The sequence below is a fragment of the Halalkalibacter nanhaiisediminis genome (assembly GCF_007830185.1).
In the GTDB taxonomy this organism is placed as follows: Bacteria; Bacillota; Bacilli; order Bacillales; family Bacillaceae_D; genus Halalkalibacter; species Halalkalibacter nanhaiisediminis.
The window spans coordinates 78,605-96,417 of sequence record NZ_VLKZ01000005.1 but is presented as its reverse complement, the minus strand read 5'-3'; the positions used below and the strand labels follow the sequence as shown (position 1 = coordinate 96,417).

Below are 17,813 nucleotides of genomic sequence, written 5' to 3'. Positions count from 1 at the left end.
TTCTTACAACATAAAATTGATCATGCAGGATAATTAAACCAAAGTGTTGTATGTATATACATAGTACTTTTTTAAATAAATGAGGGATAGATTATGACATTAAAAGTTGGAGATATCATTAAATTTGAACGTATATTTACCGTTGAGGATGTAGAGTTATTTACTAAAGTTTCAGGCGATGAAGGAACTCACCACATTACTCCTGATCAACAAGGCAGAGTCGTCATTCAAGGGTTATTAACGGCGACTTTGCCAACAAAAGTAGGCGGCGACCATAATGTCCTCGCCCGTAAAATGTCTTATGAATTCTTACGACCAGTCTTTACAGGAGATACCATCCTTTGCGAAGTTAAAATTGAACGATTTGAAAAACAGGGTGATAGAACACATATTACAGCTACATTTGTTTGCCAAAATCAGCATGAGAAGGACGTGTTAAGTGGGTATTTTTCGGGGGTTATACTGTAAGTTTACTGCCTCAGTAAACTTACATCGTTATGTTAATTTCATTATGCTAAAACAATGAGACCATATCTGTTGTACCTATTTTCAACCAGTTAAAAAATGGACAATAAACGGTCCATATATCATTTTGTCCGATCGTTTCTTCTCCCCATTCTAAGCCATTCCCGCCAATTTACTAAACCTTTTAATTCAACCAAAAATAGATAGTAATCACTGTAAATTCCGCAAAAAAATAGGAAAGCCTATTGATGACACTTATGATATAATTTCCTTGAAAGAAAAATTTGTCATTTTTGATATCTTTTTTCTCTACAGGGAGGCTCTTATGAACATTTTAGATGCACTAGTAATCTCAGCACCTGTTATTCAACAACTGTTAAAAGGCGAAGCTACATTAGGAGTCATCAACAAAAAGGAGTTTTTATGTTATTTGCCTTCAGAAAAGATTGATTTTGGAATAAAGACAGGGGATCCCGTTTCTCCAAAGGATGAGAATTTACAAAATGCGTTAAACGGAAAAATTGCACAAATTATGATTCCAACAGAAGTTTATGGCTTTCCCGTTAACGCTACTTCTTTACCGATCAAGGATGAAAACGGCAAAGTAATCGGCGCTCTTGCCTATGCAGTTCCTTTTGAACGTCAGCAAAAGCTCGATAACTACATGGAGCAAATTTATACAATTGTCGATGATTTACAAGAAAAAGTTCAGGTGTTATCTGCGCATTCTCAAGAGCTCGCTGCATCTGGGGAAGACGTAAAGGAACAATCAGCAAGCGCTTTACGAGATTCTAAAAAATCACACGAGGTCGTTAATTTTATTAAACAGGTCTCCAGACAAACAAATTTGTTAGGTATTAATGCATCAATCGAAGCTTCAAGAGCTGGAAGTGCAGGAGCTGGCTTTAAAATCGTAGCAACTGAAGTTCGAAAACTATCAACAGAGACATCTGACGCATCAGAAAAAATAAATCATTCCTTAAATGAAATTACATCTAGTATTCATTTGCTTTTAGAAAACGTGGAGCAAATTACAGACTCATCAAATAACCAAGCAGTCTTAGTAACCGATTTTAGTGAAATCATTGAAAGGTTAAGCACCATTAGCGATGAATTAAAAGCGTTTACAAATGATTTGTTGGTCTAATTCATATTAATTACATCTTTCGTTGTAGGATAGTAGAACAAAAAGGATAGATTTAGCGGAGATGATTCCGCTAATCTATCCTTTTTGTTTACAAACCTATCTATTCTGAAATAGTAGCAGAGCGCTGCAACCTTTTGGCAATCTCCATAAATTCTTCTTGTGAAATGCCTGGTGCAAATGTTTCTGGAAGGTCTTCAAAGTCAGGTATAGGTCCCCCTTCAGGTATACCTTGAATCACTTCAAGCTGCCCTCCTTCTGTCGGGTGCGTTCCTTTCCAAATTTTATCGATGTCTTTGTAATCATGATCGCTAAATGTGTACAGTCTTCGGTGAACTCCTTCTGCCTCAAATTTTCGTGTGGCATCGAATTTTGAGTTATCTAGATTCGGAATAGGCAGTAATTTCGTTACATCTACACCTGTGGCGATTTCAAGTGCTTTTGCATAGGCAACAACATGCACCCCACCACGAACGAGGAGGTAACCAATCATTTCACGGGCAACTGGATTATCCGTCATTTCATACACACGCATCTTATGTGTTCTCGCACCGCACTCCAAAAAGAAATTATGCAAAAGGTTTAAGACAAGATTGCCACTATTAAACACATAATCACCGCGCCAGGAAGTCCCCATTGAATCCATTGGATGAGACGTCTGCGCTGTTTGAATAAAATGGTACGTATTACGCTTATCCTTCGCATCCCTCATCGGTGCAAGGTCTGGATCAGCTGGGAAAGTCGTGCCTTCAATCAATATGTGAAACGAGCTCCACATGACCAAATTCCTCTGTTGTAATACTTACGACTAGATCATAAAAGGGCTTCAGCTTCTTTTTATTTCGAAAATTAAACGATTGATACATATAATTATTTAAGGTCGACATCTCTCCAAATTTTCCACCAAGTAACTCTTGAACGGCTGCAGCTGCATTCGCATCTGGATTTTTTTGGCGTCGGCAATTCAATCGCCAATTTATTAAACCGTTTAATCAATTGCCTTCCCTCCATATGAACAATTTAAGATTCTTTATGTCATATGAAGAAAAAGGAATGTCTTATGCTGTTTGTTACCCTTGAGAAAAGAGATTAAGAGCGCCAATTCGTAGCATCGCTTCTCGAAGCAACTCTTCCTCACACAATAACCCAATACGAACATATCCTTCGCCGTACTCACCAAATCCATTTCCAGGTGCAACGACAACTCTAGACTCTTCTAGGACTTTATCTGCAAAGCTTTCTGACGTATAACCTTCTGGTACAGGGAACCAAGCAAAGAATGAACCTTGAGGAGCTTTAACATTCCAGCCAATTTCTAAAGCGGACTCAACCAATACTTTGCGACGCTTCTCATACATATCGACTAGCTCAACAACGCTTGATTGATCAGAATTAAGAGCATAAGCAGCTGCATCTTGAATGCCTCCAAAAATACTGCAAAAATAATGATCTTGAAGCAGTTCAATGGCCTGAATCACACTCGGATTTCCGACAGCAAATCCAACACGCCACCCTGCCATATTATACGTTTTAGAAAGGGTGATCATCTCGACTCCAACTTCTTTTGAGCCAGGGATTTGTAAAAAACTCAGCGGCTTTTTACCATCAAATCCAATAGCCCCATAAGCGAAATCATGAATTAAACAAAAGTCATGTTCATGCGCAAGCCGAATCGCCTCTTCAAACAAGCTATGAGTTGCCACGGCACCTGTTGGATTGTTTGGATAATTTAAAAACATAAGCGATGCTTTTTGCAAAACATCTTGATCGATTTCTGAGAAATCAGGATGAAAATCAAGCTCTGGACGAAGTGGCATTGTATGCATCTTCCCCCCTGCGATTGCGATCCCTGACCAGTAGTCAGGATACCCTGGATCTGGAACAAGGGCGAGATCCCCTGGATTTAAAAGACACTGGCTTACTTCAACAAGTCCTGCCTTTGCCCCAGCAAGAACGGCTACTTCTGTCTTCGGATCAATTTTCACCCCATATTCGCGTAAATAATAATTAGCGACAGCCTCTTTCAAAAAAAAGTGTCCATCAAATGGTGAATATTTATGATAGGCAGGGTTACTAGCAGCTTCCTTAAGCCTTTCCACAATTGGTTCTGGTGTAGGTTGGTCGGGGTTTCCTTGACCTAAATTAATGACATCATCATGTGTTTCTTTTACTTTTGCGACCTTTTTCACAAGCTTTGCAAAAAATTGTTCAGGCAAATTTTTTAGCGTTTCTGACTGTTTAAACGTTTTCATATAACCACACCTCGATTTTTTCAATTAAAAAGAGCCACCTTCTCGTTCTGAAAAAGTGGCTCGTGTCTTCGCACTGGACGCTTATCTTTCAGAATACATCGATTCTGCAGGAAGTAGCACCTTTCCTAATAAATGGCGGTTGCTGGACGTCATCGGGCCTGATCCCTCGGTCACTCTTGATAAGATTGTATGTAGTTCGTTGTTATGTCACAGCTTAGTAGAATTCAAGAATTTTGTCAATAGTTGTTATGACTTGAGAAATCCTTGCTTTTTCAAGAAGTCTCCTATATGCGGACGCTTCGTCGTAGCGAAAAACCTCGACATTTGCTCTGACCATGTATCAACTCTTTTAGCTTCAGAACGCTCCTGATAATAGCGCGCTGTAATCTCATCATATTGTGCTAATGTTTCTTCGTAGTTTGAGGCATCATACGTTTCATAATGAACGACCGCTTGTTTTGGCAAACGAGGTTTTTGCTCAGGCTCCTGCGCAGGATAACCAATACATAATCCCATCACAGGAAACGTAAACTCAGGCAAACCTAACAGCTTTGAAACAGCCTCTGGGTCGTTACGAATTCCCCCAATCATAACACCTCCCATTCCATATGAACGAGCAGCAAGTAACATATTTTCAGCAACAAGCGCCGTATCGACGGCACCAACAAGGACTTGTTCCTGCGCGCCTACCTCAAATGGCTGTTCATGCTTTGCTGTTGCTCTTTGTAAACGGTAAAAATCAGCACAGATGACAAAGAAAACAGGACACTCTTCTACATAAGACTGATTACCAGCTAGCTTGGCGAGCTCTTTCTTTCTTTCCTCGCTTTGAATCACGATAATGCTATAAGCTTGTACATGATTAGAGGATGGTGCCCACCGTCCTGATTCAACAATCGACTCAATTTGAGCATCCGTTACCTTTTGCTCTGTAAAAGCGCGAATCGACCGATGACTTTGAATGAGTTTAATCATTTCTGTCTGTTGCATACCCTTTGCCTCCTAGTAACATTTTCCTTCTTACTAGTCTACACGAGAATGGTCTTTTTCAAAAGTAAGTTGTTACAAGAGAGAAAGTTGATTTACATATTGATCTGTGGTAATTTATATTTGTGCAAAATGACTAAATTATTCATTTAGTCATTAGTGGAGGTGATAAAATGACCGTTGATCGCAGAAATTTGATTCTAGAAGCAGCAACCAAATCATTTTCGATGTTTGGTTACAAAGCAACAACAATGGATCAGGTAGCAAAGCTAGCCAATGTTGGTAAAGGCACAATTTATACATTTTTCACTAATAAAGAAGAGCTCTTTCATGAGATTGTGATTACACTGATTCAAGATATGAAGCATGCAGCCGAAGACGTGATCAAAGAAGATGCTTCTTTTCACGAAAATGCTCATCACGCCATTTTAAGAATGTTAGAGTACCGAAAACAGCATCAGTTGACCATTAAGCTTTTTCAAGAAGAAAAGGAACTTGGTACTCACGCCGTGCAAGAAGTTATGCAACAAATAGAACGAGCAATTTTAAACTTCATCAAGGAAAAAGTTGAACAAGCAATTGAAAATGATGAAATTAAGCCATGCAATACAGAACTCACTGCATTTTTAATGTTAAAGCTCTACATTGCGCTTATTTTTGATTGGGAGCAGCACCATGAACCACTAGACGAAAAACAAATTTTACATTTATTCGAGTTATATGTCATGAATGGATTATCGATCTCTTAAAGGTAATCCTTTTATTCCGAACAAAAATGACCAAATGAATAAAATGGTCAATTAATCACAGGAGGAGAAAAAATGAAACTATCGTATATAAAAACCGAATGGCTAAACGTATTACAGAACAAAAAGGTACTCATTTCGGTTATCGCGATCTTGTTTGTTCCTATCTTATATGCAGGAATGTTTTTATGGGCATTTTGGGATCCATATGAACAGCTATCAGATTTACCAGTAGCCATTGTAAATGAGGATAACGGTGCTGAATTCGAAGGTGAAAAGCTTCATTTAGGAAATGATTTAGTAGAGAAACTGAAAGAAAGTAATGATTTTCAGTTCACATTTATAAATAAGGAACAAGCAATGAACGATTTACAAACTCAAAAATATTATCTAGTTGTCGAGATTCCATCAACATTTTCAGAGCATGCGACAACACTTTTAGAGGATAATCCAAAAAAAATGGAATTAACATACATTCCAAATGAAAGCTATAACTTTCTCTCAGCACAAATCGGAGCAACAGCCGTTAACCAAATCAAGTCGGCTTTAGCAGAAAAAGTAACAGAAACATATGCAGAGACGCTGTTTAAGAAACTTCAAGAAGTGGGAGATGGCTTTAACCAAGCTGGAGACGGAGCATCTCAAATAAATGCTGGAGCAGCAGAACTTTCTAATGGAGCAAACCAATTAAAAAATAACTTAGCCTTACTTGCAGAAAAATCGATCATATTTGATCAAGGAATGGCTCAAGCCTCTGAGGGATCGACAAAATTAAATGCTGGCATTGGCGAACTTTCCGTTGGATTATCTCAACTAGTGAATGCAGAGCAAGAGCTTCAAGCAGGAGCTGGAAAAATGAACGCTGGAACGACAACGCTTGTCCAGGGTTTCGAACAGACAGAAAGTGGCACACATACACTTACCGCTTCTTTAGAAAAAGTCGTGCAAGGTACAGCAGCCCTTCAAGGTGGAGCAAATACACTAGCCACCTCTCTTGTAGACCTAGAAACAAAGTCAGATCAATTAGCAGATGGTGCCAAGCAAATCCAACAAGGAATGAATTTGTTGACAGAAAGAATTACGCCCATGCTAGAGCAAATGTCTCCTGAACAAAAACAGCAACTAACTGTCATCCTAACTCAATTGAATGAAGGCTCTACACAGGTGGCAAACGGAACAGCAGCCCTTTCTCAAGCATCAGGTCAGCTTAGTGGCGGCGCCAAGCAATTAGAAGGATCTCTTTCCGAAGTAAATAAAGGCCAGAAAGAAATAGTAAACGGAAGTCAACAATTAGCTAACGCCTTAAATCAATTATCTACTGGTGGAAAGGAATTGCTTACTGGCACAACAACTTTACATGAAGGCCTTACTTTATTTGGTGACAAGCTCCAACAAGCAGAAGCAGGTTCTAAACATCTACTTGGAGGAAGTAACGACCTTTCAAATGGATTACACCAACTTGAAGAAGGATCTGGACAATTTAAGTCTGGTTCACAACAGTTGGCAGACGGAGCCAATACTTTATCTAATGGAACAAACGAGTTTGAGGAAGGTACGTCTAAACTAAAAGATAAATTGCTTGATGCAGGCTCCAAAGTTAATGAAGTACAGGCTGATAAAGATACGTACAATATGATGGCAGCTCCTGTTGAAGTCCAGAGCGAATCTTTCCATCATGTACCGAACTACGGAACAGGTTTTGCACCCTATTTCTTATCACTCGGATTATTCGTTGGGGCTCTCCTTCTTTCCATCGTCTATCCAATGCGCGAAGTTGCAACAGAAGGTAAAAATGGCTTGGTTGTATTCTTCGGTAAATTTTCATTCCTAGCTGCTGTCGGAATGCTTCAAGCATTGCTAGCAGCTGGAATTCTATTAGTTGGTCTTGGAATTGAAGTTCAAAGCGTGCCACTATTTATATTGACTTCAATCATCACAAGTCTAACCTTTATCGCTCTTGTTCAATGTCTTGTTACGCTTTTAGCTGATCCAGGACGCTTTGTCGCGATCATCATTTTGATACTTCAATTAACAACAAGTGCAGGAACATTCCCATTAGAATTGATTCCACAAGCACTTCAACCATTTAACGCAATATTACCGATGACGTATTCAGTTCAAGCTTTTAAAGCCGTCATTTCAAGTGGTGATTTCTCCTTTATGTGGAGCAATCTCGGAATCCTTTTCCTATATATGATAGGTTTTATGACTATTACATTATCTTATTTTATTGTGAAGCAATCTCGAAAAACAAAGCTTTCAACCGCTGAATAAGCATACGAACCAGGTGCAGTTAATTGCCCTGGTTTTTTGGTGTTTCTAAAGCAAAAGGACATGATCCCTTCATTGTCCTCATAATGTGTGATGAGCAGTTATTTTTTGCTAAAATTTAATAAAGAGATGAGGAGGTTTTAGGATGAGATCAATTTGGTCGAGTATTCTTGTCTTCGTTATTACGTATTCCCTATTTTCATTAGCCGGAGTGCTATTTCCCATTGATCCCGATTGGTATAACTCATTACACAAACCTAAATGGACACCAAGTGGATCTATGATTGGGTTGATTTGGGCACTATTGTTTTTCCTCATTGCAACAGCTGTGGCAAAGATCTACAGACAATATGGCTTTACATTTGCCGCGCGATTATTTTGGTTTGTCTTACTTGCCAATTGGCTATTGAACCAAGCATTCAGTTATTTTCTATTCACTGAGAAAAATCTATTTTTCGCATTTGTTGACTCTGCCTTTGTTACTCTCACAACATTCCTTCTCATCATAACGACGAAACCACTTTCAAAAAAAGCATCCAATTTACTCATCCCTTACCTACTATGGAGTTCATTTGCGACCTATCTCGCTTTTATCATTTATATCATGAATAAATAGATTGAAAAGATGATTTAGATCAACCTTGAGTCTGCTTACTTGCATTGAAACTTTTTACTCATTGCTACGTATGTTAAAAAGAGTTAAAATCCATCTTGTGAGAATGATAACAAGTTCTTACAGTAAGAAACAGATTTTAAGTAAAGGGGACAACATATGACAACACGTTCAAACCCAATTGATGAAAAAGACCGAATTGTTTCTCTTGATCTGATGAGAGGCCTTGCCTTACTCGGCATCTTGCTAGCAAATAGCATGCATTTTCAATTTGGGTTATTTCTTGTACCTGATATTCATGATTATTATCCACTCGGCGCACTAGACCGTGCAGCCGAAATTTTTATTCAACTTTTTGCCCAAGCAAGCTTTTATACGCTCTTTTCCTTTCTTTTCGGGTATGGAATGGCGTTTCTAAAAGAAAGACTTGAACAAAGAGAGTTACGCTTTGGTGTTGTTTATTGGCGTCGAATTCTTATCCTCCTTGTTGTCGGTTACTTGCATGGACTATTTATTTGGGATGGCGATATTCTTTTCGTCTACGCATTGACATCATTCATCTTGTTTTTCTTTTTGAAATTAAAAGAAAGAGGATTACTCATCTGGTCACTCCTTCTTCTTTTACTAATGGCCAGCTCCATTGCTACACCAGAAGATGAATCAACTACTCTTATTGGCGAACAATTGTATCAGTATTCAATAGAGGAAAAAGAAGCACTCTCATCAGGTAGTTATGCTGACGTTGTTTCATTTCGTATGGATGCTGATCCTCTTGGGATGGGAATGATCGGAGACATTATTATTACTTCCACTGCCATGGTTAGTGTCTTAGGAATGTTTTTGCTAGGTGCATTTGTTGCACGTAAAAAGTGGCTTGAGGATATTCCACGTCATAGAGCACTTATCAAAAGAATTTGGTGGGTCACTCTACTTGTTGGCTTTCCAAGTAAACTTGCCTTTGTCATTCAAGGAACATATCAAAGTGAAATGCTACATACGACGGTTGGTGGCCCTTTTGTTGCCATGTTCTACGCATCAAGCATCGCTTTAATCGCTTCAAGTGACAAAGGGAAAAAGCTGTTGCAGCCACTTGCATACGTTGGGCGCTTGTCATTAACGAATTATTTAATGCAATCGATTGTCTTTACAACCCTATTCTATGGCTACGGTATCGGACTTTTTGATCGCATTGGCTACTTTGCTGGTATTTTGCTCGTGTTTGCCTTCTTCTTCATTCAAGTGATTGCAAGCAAATGGTGGCTCAAGCACTATCGTATGGGCCCATTTGAATGGGTATGGAGAGCGGGAACCTATTTAAATGTTCCGAAATTAAGACGTTAAGAAAAAAGCCAGTAGCAAAATCATATCTGCTACTGGCTTATATTTTTTTTATTCAATTGCAACGTCAACCTCTTTAATCATTTCAGAAACAGACGTTAACCCGCCACCTGAAATATACCAGTTCACAGGATCTAGATAAACAATATTTCCTTCTTGATACGCTTGTGTCCCCTGGACTAATTCATTTTCAATCGTTTGTTTTCCAGGTGATTCCCCGCCAACAACTGCGCCTCTATCGACAACAAAGAGGTATTTAGGATCTTTCTCAACAATGTATTCAAATGAAACATTTTGACCATGAGTAGACACTTCAATATTTTTGTCAACAGGTGTTACTCCAAATACATCATGTAGAAGGCCAAATCGTGAACCAGGACCATATGCACTAATTGCTCCGTCATTCGCTAACACAATTAAACCTTGAGCTTCGCTAGCAGTTGCCTTTTCATTTAATTGACTCGCAGACTCTTGAATCGCCGCAAGCTGCTCTTCTGCTACGTCTTCCTTACCAAAAATTTCTGCTAATGTTTTTACGTTAGCTGTGAATGATTCCATATAATTAGCTGTATCTAAGCCCATGAAAATCGTTGGTGCAATTCCACTTAACTCCTCATATGCATCAGAAGTTCGACCAGAAATAATAATTAAGTCTGGCTGTATATCATAAATTGTCTCAAAATCAGGCTCTTTTAATGAGCCCACATTTGTATATTCAACACCATCATACTTTGCTAAGTACTCTGGAATGTTCCCCTTTGGCACAGCAACAACTTCTTCTACACCTAAAGCATCTAAAGTATCTAGTACACCCATATCAAAAACAACAACTTTACTTGGATTTTTTGAAACAACCGTTTCACCTAGATCGTGTTGAATCGTGATTTCCGTCTCTTCTTCTGCAGCTGGCTCTTCCTCTGCCGCTACATCTGTCTCCTCTTCCTCTGCTGGTGTTTCTTCTGCTGGTGTATCAGTCGCACTATTAGAACCACACGCTGCTACAAAAACAGCTAATAACATAAGCATAAACATGAATATTAAAGACTTCTTCATTCTACTCACTCCAATTTTTAATTTTATAATGATGATGCTAATGAATCCTAAATGTTAACATCACGAACTACCAAACAATGCTTACGTAAAATACACACAAATTTTGCAATTATTAATGTTATTAATCGGAATATCCATATCGTATATTTCTTTCAAGACAGCATTGTTGATAATCTCAGGCGTTGGCCCTTCTTTTACGATCCTCCCATCCTTTAACGCAACGATGTGGTCCGAATAACAGGATGCGAAATTAATATCATGGAGAACAATGACAATCGTTTTACCAAGCTCATCTACCATTCGTCTAAGTACTTTCATGATTTGTACCGAATGCTTCATATCTAAATTATTAAGTGGCTCATCAAGGAGAATGTATTCTGTATCTTGAGCAATAACCATCGCAATGTACGCTCTTTGCCGCTGGCCCCCACTTAGTTGATCTAAAAATTTATCTTGGATATCTTCTAACTCCATATATTTAATCGCTTCATCGACATGACGGATATCTTCTTCCGTTAAGTTTCCTTGGGAATAGGGAAACCGACCAAATGATACAAGCTCTCTAATTGATAATCGTACCGAAATGTTATTGGATTGCTTTAAAATAGACACCTTTTTCGCTAAATCCTTGCTTTTCGTTTGAGAGATATCAACATCATCAATTCGAATATCACCTGAATCCTTTGAAATCAGTCGACTGACAATCGACAATAATGTACTTTTCCCCGCTCCATTCGGACCGATAAACGAAGTAATTTTTCCTTTTTTAATATTGACTGACACATGATCAACGACATTCTTTGTCGCATATTGCTTTGTTACATTCATAATTTCTACCATTTTTTACTCTCCTTTAATAAAAGGTATAGGAAATAGACACCACCGATGAAATTAATAATGACACTTAACGTCGTCGAAAACGTAAACACTCTCTCGATAATTAGCTGTCCACCAACAAGGGCAATAACACTAATCAACATCGAACTTGATAGTAAATATTTGTGCTGGTACGTTCGCATGAATTCATGAGCGACATTGGCAACAAGCAGTCCTAAAAACGTAATCGGTCCAACTAAAGCTGTAGCAATCGAAACAAGAATGGCAATCATGATTAACATTCTTTTTACAACATGATCATAATGCACACCCAAATTAATCGCTTGTTCTCTTCCAAGAGATAAAACATCTAAATATTTCGTAAATTGATAAAAGTACAATCCCAAAACCAAAATAAGTAGAATCGAGATACCTAATAGCTCGGTATGAATGTTATTAAAACTAGCAAACATTCTATCTTGAACGGACAAAAATTCATTTGGATCAATTAACACTTGCATAAACGTCGACAAACTTGAAAATAGCGTACCAAAGACCAGACCTATTAAAAGCAGTAAATAGATATTTTGACCTTCTCTTCTAAAGAGCAACTTATATAAAAAAGCCGCAAACAAAACCATTAAACCAACCGAGATAGTGAAGTTTAAATACTGATTCAATACGAAGAAGCTAGTCGAACCAAAAACATAAATAATGAACGTTTGAATAAGTAGATAAAGAGAATCAAGGCCAATGATACTAGGTGTTAAAATACGATTGTTTGTGATGGTTTGAAACACCATTGTTGAAAACGCAATGGCAGCTCCTGTTATGACAATGGCAACGATGCTTAACCCTCTTCGCGGAAGCACATATTCCCAGTTACCTTTTGAATCAATTGTCATGTACACAACAATCAACCCAATTGCAAGAATCATAAGCAAGGTAATTTTTGTTTTATAACCCATAAGACTTTCTCCTTAACAATAGATACAGGAAAATACCGCTTCCAATCACACCAACCGTAAGACCAATCGGAATTTCGTATGGGTAGATGATCAATCTACCTAAAATATCACAGAACAGAACAAAGATTGCCCCGAGTAAGGCCGTATAAGGGAGATTTTCCCGTAAATTATCACCACGATAAATCGTAACGAGATTTGGAATAATGAGCCCCAAAAATGGAATCATCCCAACCGTTAAGATGACTACTGAAGTAATTAATGCCACAATGATCAACCCAATATTAACCACCTTTTTATAATTCAATCCTAAGTTAACAGAAAACTCTTCGCCCATACCTGCAACCGTGAACCTGTTCGCAAACAAGTAAGCAATGATCAAAATAGGAATACTTATGTATAAAAGTTCATATCTTCCTTTTATAATGATAGCGAAGTTCCCTTGCAACCATGCTGACATGTTTTGAATTAAGTCATAACGGTAAGCAAAGAAGGTCGTAATGGAGCTAATAATATTTCCAAACATTAACCCAACAAGCGGAATGAAAATCGTATCTTTAAATTTAATTCTCTCTAGGATTTTCATGAAAATAAATGTTCCAGCTAAGGCGAAGGCAAACGCGACAAGCATTTTTACGATCGGACTAGCAGACGTAAATAATAATAAGGATACTAGAATCCCTAACCTAGCCGAATCCATTGTCCCCGCTGTAGTTGGTGAGACAAATCGATTTCTTGTGAGTTGCTGCATGATTAACCCGCAAATACTCATGCTCACTCCTGCAATAATGATACTAATAAGCCTCGGAAACCTGACTAACCACAATGTCTCAGCTTGCTCTTCATTCAAAGCGAACATATCCATTGGCTTTATATCTCGAACTCCTATAATAAGTGAGATGAGCGAAAGAAAAACGAGTAACAAAACTAAATATCTTTTTTTCATAACCTATCCTACTATTCTCTTTAAGAGATTCCTCAAAAAAAATCTACCTGATTCAGATGAGCAACTAGGAACCCTAACCCCCTTTCATAACTATTTGGATATGATAATGATTATCACTAAATGATAAAAAAAATAAATAAAATTATCAGTATTTCATTAATTCAAATGATAATGATTATCGTTATAAGTGCTATTTTATTCCTATCGAGAACCATTGTCAATACACTTCCGAAAATTAGTTGTTTTAACAACTAATTTTAATTTGAATAGTATCATTCATAACGCTGTTTTTTCAAAAATATTATAATAATAGCTGTTCATACAACTATATTATCTAGAAAGAAAAGCAATAACACATAATAAAAGCACTACTCTCTAATTGAGAATAGTGCTACTTTTATTCTTGAAAATCGCTTAAATTTCGGTCGATTTTTTCTAACACTTTTAGAAATATCTCTAATTCTGCTGGATCAATTCCCTCTGATATTTGTTCGACCGTTTTCTGGGCTTGCGTTATGAGTCCCATTTGCATTTTCTTCCCTTTTGTCGTTAAAAAAATCAAATTCGTTCGTTTATCAACTGGGTGCGGAACTCGCTTCACTAATTCACGCTTTTCCATATTATTCACTAGTCTCGAAACACTTGGCGAGTCCTTTTTCGTTAAAGCCGCAAGCTTATTCTGTGTTAAACCATCTTCTTCCCATAAGCGGATCATGATTGACCATTGTTCATTTGTTACAGGAAAATTATTTTGTTTAAAATTATCATTTAGTCTCTTTGTGACAAGACGGGCTGTATTCGTTATTTTATATCCAATTGAATCAGCCAAAACATACTTACGGTAGTCCATATTAGTCCCCTATCATCCATAGTTATATGAAAAGCGTACATGATCTTAGACGATTCGGCAATACGATATCGTAAGCGTTTGCTATTTTAATTAAATTAGCAGAATAACCCTAATCTATTCTATAGTAATAAAGCTAACTCCTAAAAGTTAGCTTTGAGAAAAACACAAATTTCATCTTTTCATTACATTAGCAAACTACTCTGTTTTTATACTCTTTTCTTCATCCTAAATCACCCAAATGATAAATAGATATTAAATTCGTTAAATCACGTTCAATATGCTCCTGCATAAAAGCCCCAGCCTTTTTATCATCTTTTTCTTTGAGAAATTCTAAAATCGTACGATGATCATTAAACACTTCTTCTCGGCGTGAAATTCCTTTTACATTATAATGTCTATATAGGTAAGTTAAACTTTTTAATTGCTTAATTTGCTGTTGTAACCTTGGATTCCCACAAGAATGATTAATAACTTCATGAAATTCTGAACATAAGTCAGCAAAGTCCTTTGCTACTGCTTCACTGTCTGTTTCAATATAAATGAATGTTTCTTTTTTCTTCATTATACTCGCTAGTCTATCTATTTTATCATCATTCATTCTGCGAGCAGCTAATGTAGCTGCTAATGATTCTAGAACCTGTCTACATTGATAAATATTTTCAATATCTTCAATCGTAGCTCTATACGTACGTAACTGATTTTTATTATCCCGTGTAATAAGCCCTTCTTGCTCAAGAATTCTGATCGCTTCTCTCACAGGCCCACGACTAACTTCTAAATCTCTAGCTAAATGTACTTCATTTATAATCGAATCGCTTTCTAAATTCCCTGAAATAATTTCTTTTCTTAGTTGATTATAAACTTGTTGGTATAAAGGAATTGAACGAATAACTTCCAACTAAGTTTACCTCCTCTATTAGCGTAAGTCATTCTAGAACATACAGCCTGCTGAGTGTCGTTTCTCAACAGGCTAAAAATGATTAATTAGATTCTACCTTAATTTTTACAAGATTATTAATGATTTCATCTCCAACATCTGCTGTTGTGGATGATCCTTCTAAATCAGGCGTCAAAACCTTTTTATCAACTAACGTTTTCTCAATTGCTTGGATCACTTGATTGCCCCATTGCTCATATCCAAAGAAATCAAGAATCTGACTTGCTGACCAAACAGTTGCCATCGGATTCGCAATTCCTTGTCCTGCAATATCAGGAGCCGATCCATGAATTGGTTCAAACATAGAAGGAAATGTTTTTTCTGGATTTACGTTTGCACCTGCTGCCAAGCCCAGTCCCCCCGCAAGTGCAGCTCCAAGATCAGTTAATATATCTCCAAATAGATTCGTTGTAACAACGATTTCAAAGCGTTTTGGATCTTTAATTAGTAGCATACTTGCAGCATCTACTAAATATGAATCGATCTTTACATCAGGATACTCATTAGCTACTTCTTCAAATATCTGATCCCAAAATACCATTGAATATTGCATGGCATTTCCTTTTGAAATACTCGTTAAACTCTTCCCTTGTTTCCGGGCCTCTTCGAACGCATATCTAATAATTCTCTCGACACCTTTTCTTGTAAAAACACCAGTTTGTAGAGCGATTTCATCTTCTCTGCCTTTATTAAGCCAGTCACCAGCTCCTGCATATTCCCCTTCTGTATTTTCACGTATAAAAAGCATATCAATATTTTCACGCGGCACATTGCTTAATGCATTTGGTATTCCATTTAAAAGTTTTATAGGGCGTAAGTTTACATATTGATCAAATCCTTTTCTAATTTTTAGAAGAAGATCCCAAAGAGAAATATGATCTGGTACACCAGGGAAACCTACTGCTCCTAAATAGATAGCATCATAATTTTTTAGTATGTCTAAACCATTATCGTCCATCATCTTGCCATTCTTTGCGTAATATTCACAACCCCATGGAAAATAATCAAATTCAAAGGTAAACGATCCATCAAGTTCTGCTATTCTTTGTAGGACCTTTACGCCTTCATCGATAACCTCTGGTCCAATTCCGTCTCCAGGTATTACTGCAATTTTATGTACCTTCATCTACTCACCACTCCTATTTGATATCTTATTGAATGTGACCTTCTACCACTATTTAGATAAAGCTACCAAAAATGATCTCATTTTCTTTACATTGTCTACTGTTAACAGTAGACAATAAAAAAAGATACTATGTATTTACCAAAGTTTACTGTTAACACTATTCATTTGGATATTTCTTACTTTAAACGACAAAAAGAAAATTGACAATGAAAATTCTGAAAAATATTAAAAATTTAATTAAAAGCTAAATTACACAAGAAATAGGGAGTTACGAAAAATTTAAGCCGCACCAATATTACTGTGATACGTCTTCAAGTTACTAACATTGTATGAAGGTTATAATATGACTCATTGCTTACAACTTGAGGATAACGCATGTTCAACGTGAACACTTCCCTTTCATTCATAGTCATTCTAAATGGATTTTCTTTCCTTTAGTTCTTTTCCATTCATAGAATCCGTCTGCATTAAAAACAGTTAAATATATAGACATTGAACCTTTGAAAAATATTAATTTTTGAAAAAAATCGATCAATGTGCTATCTATACCAGTCTGCTTTCAATACTGAACACCCTTTTGTCCAACTGTTATCGCTGTGCCTACATCAATTATAATAGCACTATTGTTGGGTATGATGATTAGGGTTGAAACCTTGACCGACATCTAAATGTTTTTTAAATTTTGATTATATTTCAATTTATTACATAAAAAAAAGAGTTTTAAATGTGTTAAAACAGGTAATTTAAAAATAACTTACAAAGGAGGGTTTAAAATGGCACAAAAAAACAATAACAACAATAATGCAAACAACAACAATGAAAAGATGAGTCGTGAAGAAGCGGGAAGAAAAGGTGGAGAACAAACAAGTAAAAATCATGACAAAGAGTTTTACCAAGAGATTGGTCAAAAAGGTGGAGAACAAACAAGCCAAAATCATGATAAAGAATTTTATCAAGAAATAGGTCAAAAAGGTGGAAATAATTCATCAGGAAATCAAACCACTAGAAACAACAGCGGTAATGGTAATAACAACGGAAACGGCAATAGCAATAGCAACAACAATGGCAATAACAATAACAACAGCAATAACAATAACAACAGCAATAGCAATAGCAATAGCAATAGCAATAGCAATAACAACAGCAATGGCAATAACAACAGCAATGGCAATAGCAATAACAACAGCAATGGCAATGGCAATGGCAACAGCAACAACAACGGCAATGGCAACAGCAACAGCAACAGCAACAACAACGGCAATAACAACAGCAATGGGAACAACAACAGCAATGGGAACAACAAC

16 protein-coding genes, 2 pseudogenes and 1 riboswitch are annotated in these 17,813 nt (G+C 37.0%); of the genes and pseudogenes, 7 read left to right on the top strand and 11 right to left on the bottom strand.

The features are described from left to right. Positions 1 to 93 precede the first annotated feature (93 nt). Together IQ10_RS10015 and IQ10_RS10010 are read left to right on the top strand one after the other, a co-directional pair. On the top strand, positions 94 to 468 hold the full coding sequence (locus tag IQ10_RS10015; RefSeq protein ID WP_144450353.1) for a hotdog domain-containing protein: 375 nt from the start codon (positions 94 to 96) through the stop codon (positions 466 to 468). Between the two features lie 322 nt (positions 469 to 790). After that, entirely contained in the window at positions 791 to 1,612 is an 822-nt protein-coding gene (locus IQ10_RS10010; RefSeq protein ID WP_144450351.1) for a methyl-accepting chemotaxis protein, read from the top strand. A 100-nt stretch (positions 1,613 to 1,712) separates the two neighbouring features. Here IQ10_RS10010 and IQ10_RS10005 read toward each other — a convergent pair. The 3 genes and pseudogenes from IQ10_RS10005 to nfsA form a co-directional block, all read right to left on the bottom strand. Further along, positions 1,713 to 2,605: pseudogene (locus IQ10_RS10005) on the bottom strand (manganese catalase family protein). A gap of 74 nt (positions 2,606 to 2,679) precedes the next feature. Further along, entirely contained in the window at positions 2,680 to 3,861 is a 1,182-nt protein-coding gene (locus IQ10_RS10000; protein WP_144450349.1) for a pyridoxal phosphate-dependent aminotransferase, read from the bottom strand. Between the two features lie 78 nt (positions 3,862 to 3,939). Continuing rightward, a riboswitch (SAM riboswitch) is annotated at positions 3,940 to 4,047 on the bottom strand. A gap of 60 nt (positions 4,048 to 4,107) precedes the next feature. After that, positions 4,108 to 4,851: an oxygen-insensitive NADPH nitroreductase gene (nfsA, locus tag IQ10_RS09995; protein ID WP_242009808.1), complete on the bottom strand. Its 744-nt coding sequence runs from the start codon at positions 4,849 to 4,851 to the stop codon at positions 4,108 to 4,110. Between the two features lie 170 nt (positions 4,852 to 5,021). On the opposite strand from nfsA, the gene IQ10_RS09990 reads away from it, so the two are divergent. The 4 genes from IQ10_RS09990 to IQ10_RS09975 all read left to right on the top strand — a co-directional run bounded on the left by IQ10_RS09990 (position 5,022) and on the right by IQ10_RS09975 (position 9,819). Next, positions 5,022 to 5,597, top strand: coding sequence for a TetR/AcrR family transcriptional regulator (locus tag IQ10_RS09990; RefSeq protein ID WP_144450347.1), 576 nt, complete (start codon positions 5,022 to 5,024; stop codon positions 5,595 to 5,597). Positions 5,598 to 5,669: 72 nt separating this feature from the next. After that, positions 5,670 to 7,868, top strand: a complete 2,199-nt coding sequence (locus IQ10_RS09985) for a YhgE/Pip domain-containing protein (protein ID WP_144450346.1) — start codon at positions 5,670 to 5,672, stop codon at positions 7,866 to 7,868. A gap of 142 nt (positions 7,869 to 8,010) precedes the next feature. Next, positions 8,011 to 8,481: a TspO/MBR family protein gene (locus tag IQ10_RS09980; RefSeq protein WP_144450343.1), complete on the top strand. Its 471-nt coding sequence runs from the start codon at positions 8,011 to 8,013 to the stop codon at positions 8,479 to 8,481. A gap of 156 nt (positions 8,482 to 8,637) precedes the next feature. Next, positions 8,638 to 9,819 carry a DUF418 domain-containing protein gene (locus tag IQ10_RS09975; protein WP_144450342.1) on the top strand — a complete coding sequence of 394 codons (1,182 nt, stop codon included), beginning with the start codon at positions 8,638 to 8,640 and terminating at the stop codon, positions 9,817 to 9,819. Positions 9,820 to 9,867: 48 nt separating this feature from the next. Here IQ10_RS09975 and IQ10_RS09970 read toward each other — a convergent pair whose 3' ends face one another. The 7 genes from IQ10_RS09970 to IQ10_RS09940 all read right to left on the bottom strand — a co-directional run bounded on the left by IQ10_RS09970 (position 9,868) and on the right by IQ10_RS09940 (position 16,509). Continuing rightward, on the bottom strand, positions 9,868 to 10,869 hold the full coding sequence (locus IQ10_RS09970; protein ID WP_144450341.1) for a siderophore ABC transporter substrate-binding protein: 1,002 nt from the start codon (positions 10,867 to 10,869) through the stop codon (positions 9,868 to 9,870). Positions 10,870 to 10,950: 81 nt separating this feature from the next. Beyond that, on the bottom strand, positions 10,951 to 11,709 hold the full coding sequence (locus tag IQ10_RS09965; RefSeq protein ID WP_144450340.1) for an iron ABC transporter ATP-binding protein: 759 nt from the start codon (positions 11,707 to 11,709) through the stop codon (positions 10,951 to 10,953). Next, positions 11,703 to 12,653 (bottom strand): iron chelate uptake ABC transporter family permease subunit, encoded by a 951-nt coding sequence (locus IQ10_RS09960; protein WP_144450339.1) that lies wholly within the window; start codon positions 12,651 to 12,653, stop codon positions 11,703 to 11,705. The genes IQ10_RS09965 and IQ10_RS09960 overlap by 7 nt, the downstream gene beginning before the upstream one ends. Next, complete coding sequence (locus tag IQ10_RS09955) at positions 12,643 to 13,596, bottom strand: ABC transporter permease (RefSeq protein ID WP_144450338.1); 954 nt, start codon at positions 13,594 to 13,596, stop codon at positions 12,643 to 12,645. The genes IQ10_RS09960 and IQ10_RS09955 overlap by 11 nt, the downstream gene beginning before the upstream one ends. 397 nt (positions 13,597 to 13,993) lie before the next feature. Next, the gene (locus tag IQ10_RS09950) at positions 13,994 to 14,446 is read right to left on the bottom strand and encodes a MarR family winged helix-turn-helix transcriptional regulator (protein WP_144450337.1); all 453 of its coding nucleotides are present in this window, start codon (positions 14,444 to 14,446) and stop codon (positions 13,994 to 13,996) included. Positions 14,447 to 14,666: 220 nt separating this feature from the next. After that, positions 14,667 to 15,344: a GntR family transcriptional regulator gene (locus IQ10_RS09945; RefSeq protein ID WP_144450336.1), complete on the bottom strand. Its 678-nt coding sequence runs from the start codon at positions 15,342 to 15,344 to the stop codon at positions 14,667 to 14,669. Positions 15,345 to 15,426: 82 nt separating this feature from the next. Beyond that, complete coding sequence (locus tag IQ10_RS09940) at positions 15,427 to 16,509, bottom strand: tartrate dehydrogenase (protein WP_144450335.1); 1,083 nt, start codon at positions 16,507 to 16,509, stop codon at positions 15,427 to 15,429. 773 nt (positions 16,510 to 17,282) lie between these two features. Between IQ10_RS09940 and IQ10_RS18190 the strand changes: the two are divergent. Beyond that, positions 17,283 to 17,499: pseudogene (locus IQ10_RS18190) on the top strand (KGG domain-containing protein); the annotation flags it as partial. On the opposite strand, the gene IQ10_RS18185 reads toward IQ10_RS18190, so the two are convergent. After that, positions 17,496 to 17,813, bottom strand: a 318-nt coding sequence (locus tag IQ10_RS18185; protein WP_199757412.1) for a hypothetical protein, incomplete at its 5' end; no start/stop codon positions are given. The pseudogene IQ10_RS18190 and the gene IQ10_RS18185 sit on opposite strands and share 4 nt — an antisense overlap.

What these genes read in the sequence shown, in the direction of transcription:
- IQ10_RS09975 (WP_144450342.1), top strand. Translation starts at nt 8,638, where the DNA reads ATGACAACACGTTCAAACCCAATTGATGAAAAAGACCGAATTGTTTCT.
- IQ10_RS10015 (WP_144450353.1), top strand. Translation starts at nt 94, where the DNA reads ATGACATTAAAAGTTGGAGATATCATTAAATTTGAACGTATATTTACC.
- IQ10_RS09960 (WP_144450339.1), bottom strand. Translation starts at nt 12,653, where the DNA reads ATGGGTTATAAAACAAAAATTACCTTGCTTATGATTCTTGCAATTGGG.
- IQ10_RS10010 (WP_144450351.1), top strand. Translation starts at nt 791, where the DNA reads ATGAACATTTTAGATGCACTAGTAATCTCAGCACCTGTTATTCAACAA.
- IQ10_RS09970 (WP_144450341.1), bottom strand. Translation starts at nt 10,869, where the DNA reads ATGAAGAAGTCTTTAATATTCATGTTTATGCTTATGTTATTAGCTGTT.
- IQ10_RS09950 (WP_144450337.1), bottom strand. Translation starts at nt 14,446, where the DNA reads ATGGACTACCGTAAGTATGTTTTGGCTGATTCAATTGGATATAAAATA.
- IQ10_RS09980 (WP_144450343.1), top strand. Translation starts at nt 8,011, where the DNA reads ATGAGATCAATTTGGTCGAGTATTCTTGTCTTCGTTATTACGTATTCC.
- IQ10_RS09940 (WP_144450335.1), bottom strand. Translation starts at nt 16,509, where the DNA reads ATGAAGGTACATAAAATTGCAGTAATACCTGGAGACGGAATTGGACCA.
- IQ10_RS09985 (WP_144450346.1), top strand. Translation starts at nt 5,670, where the DNA reads ATGAAACTATCGTATATAAAAACCGAATGGCTAAACGTATTACAGAAC.
- IQ10_RS09965 (WP_144450340.1), bottom strand. Translation starts at nt 11,709, where the DNA reads ATGGTAGAAATTATGAATGTAACAAAGCAATATGCGACAAAGAATGTC.
- IQ10_RS09990 (WP_144450347.1), top strand. Translation starts at nt 5,022, where the DNA reads ATGACCGTTGATCGCAGAAATTTGATTCTAGAAGCAGCAACCAAATCA.
- IQ10_RS09955 (WP_144450338.1), bottom strand. Translation starts at nt 13,596, where the DNA reads ATGAAAAAAAGATATTTAGTTTTGTTACTCGTTTTTCTTTCGCTCATC.
- IQ10_RS10000 (WP_144450349.1), bottom strand. Translation starts at nt 3,861, where the DNA reads ATGAAAACGTTTAAACAGTCAGAAACGCTAAAAAATTTGCCTGAACAA.
- nfsA (WP_242009808.1), bottom strand. Translation starts at nt 4,851, where the DNA reads ATGCAACAGACAGAAATGATTAAACTCATTCAAAGTCATCGGTCGATT.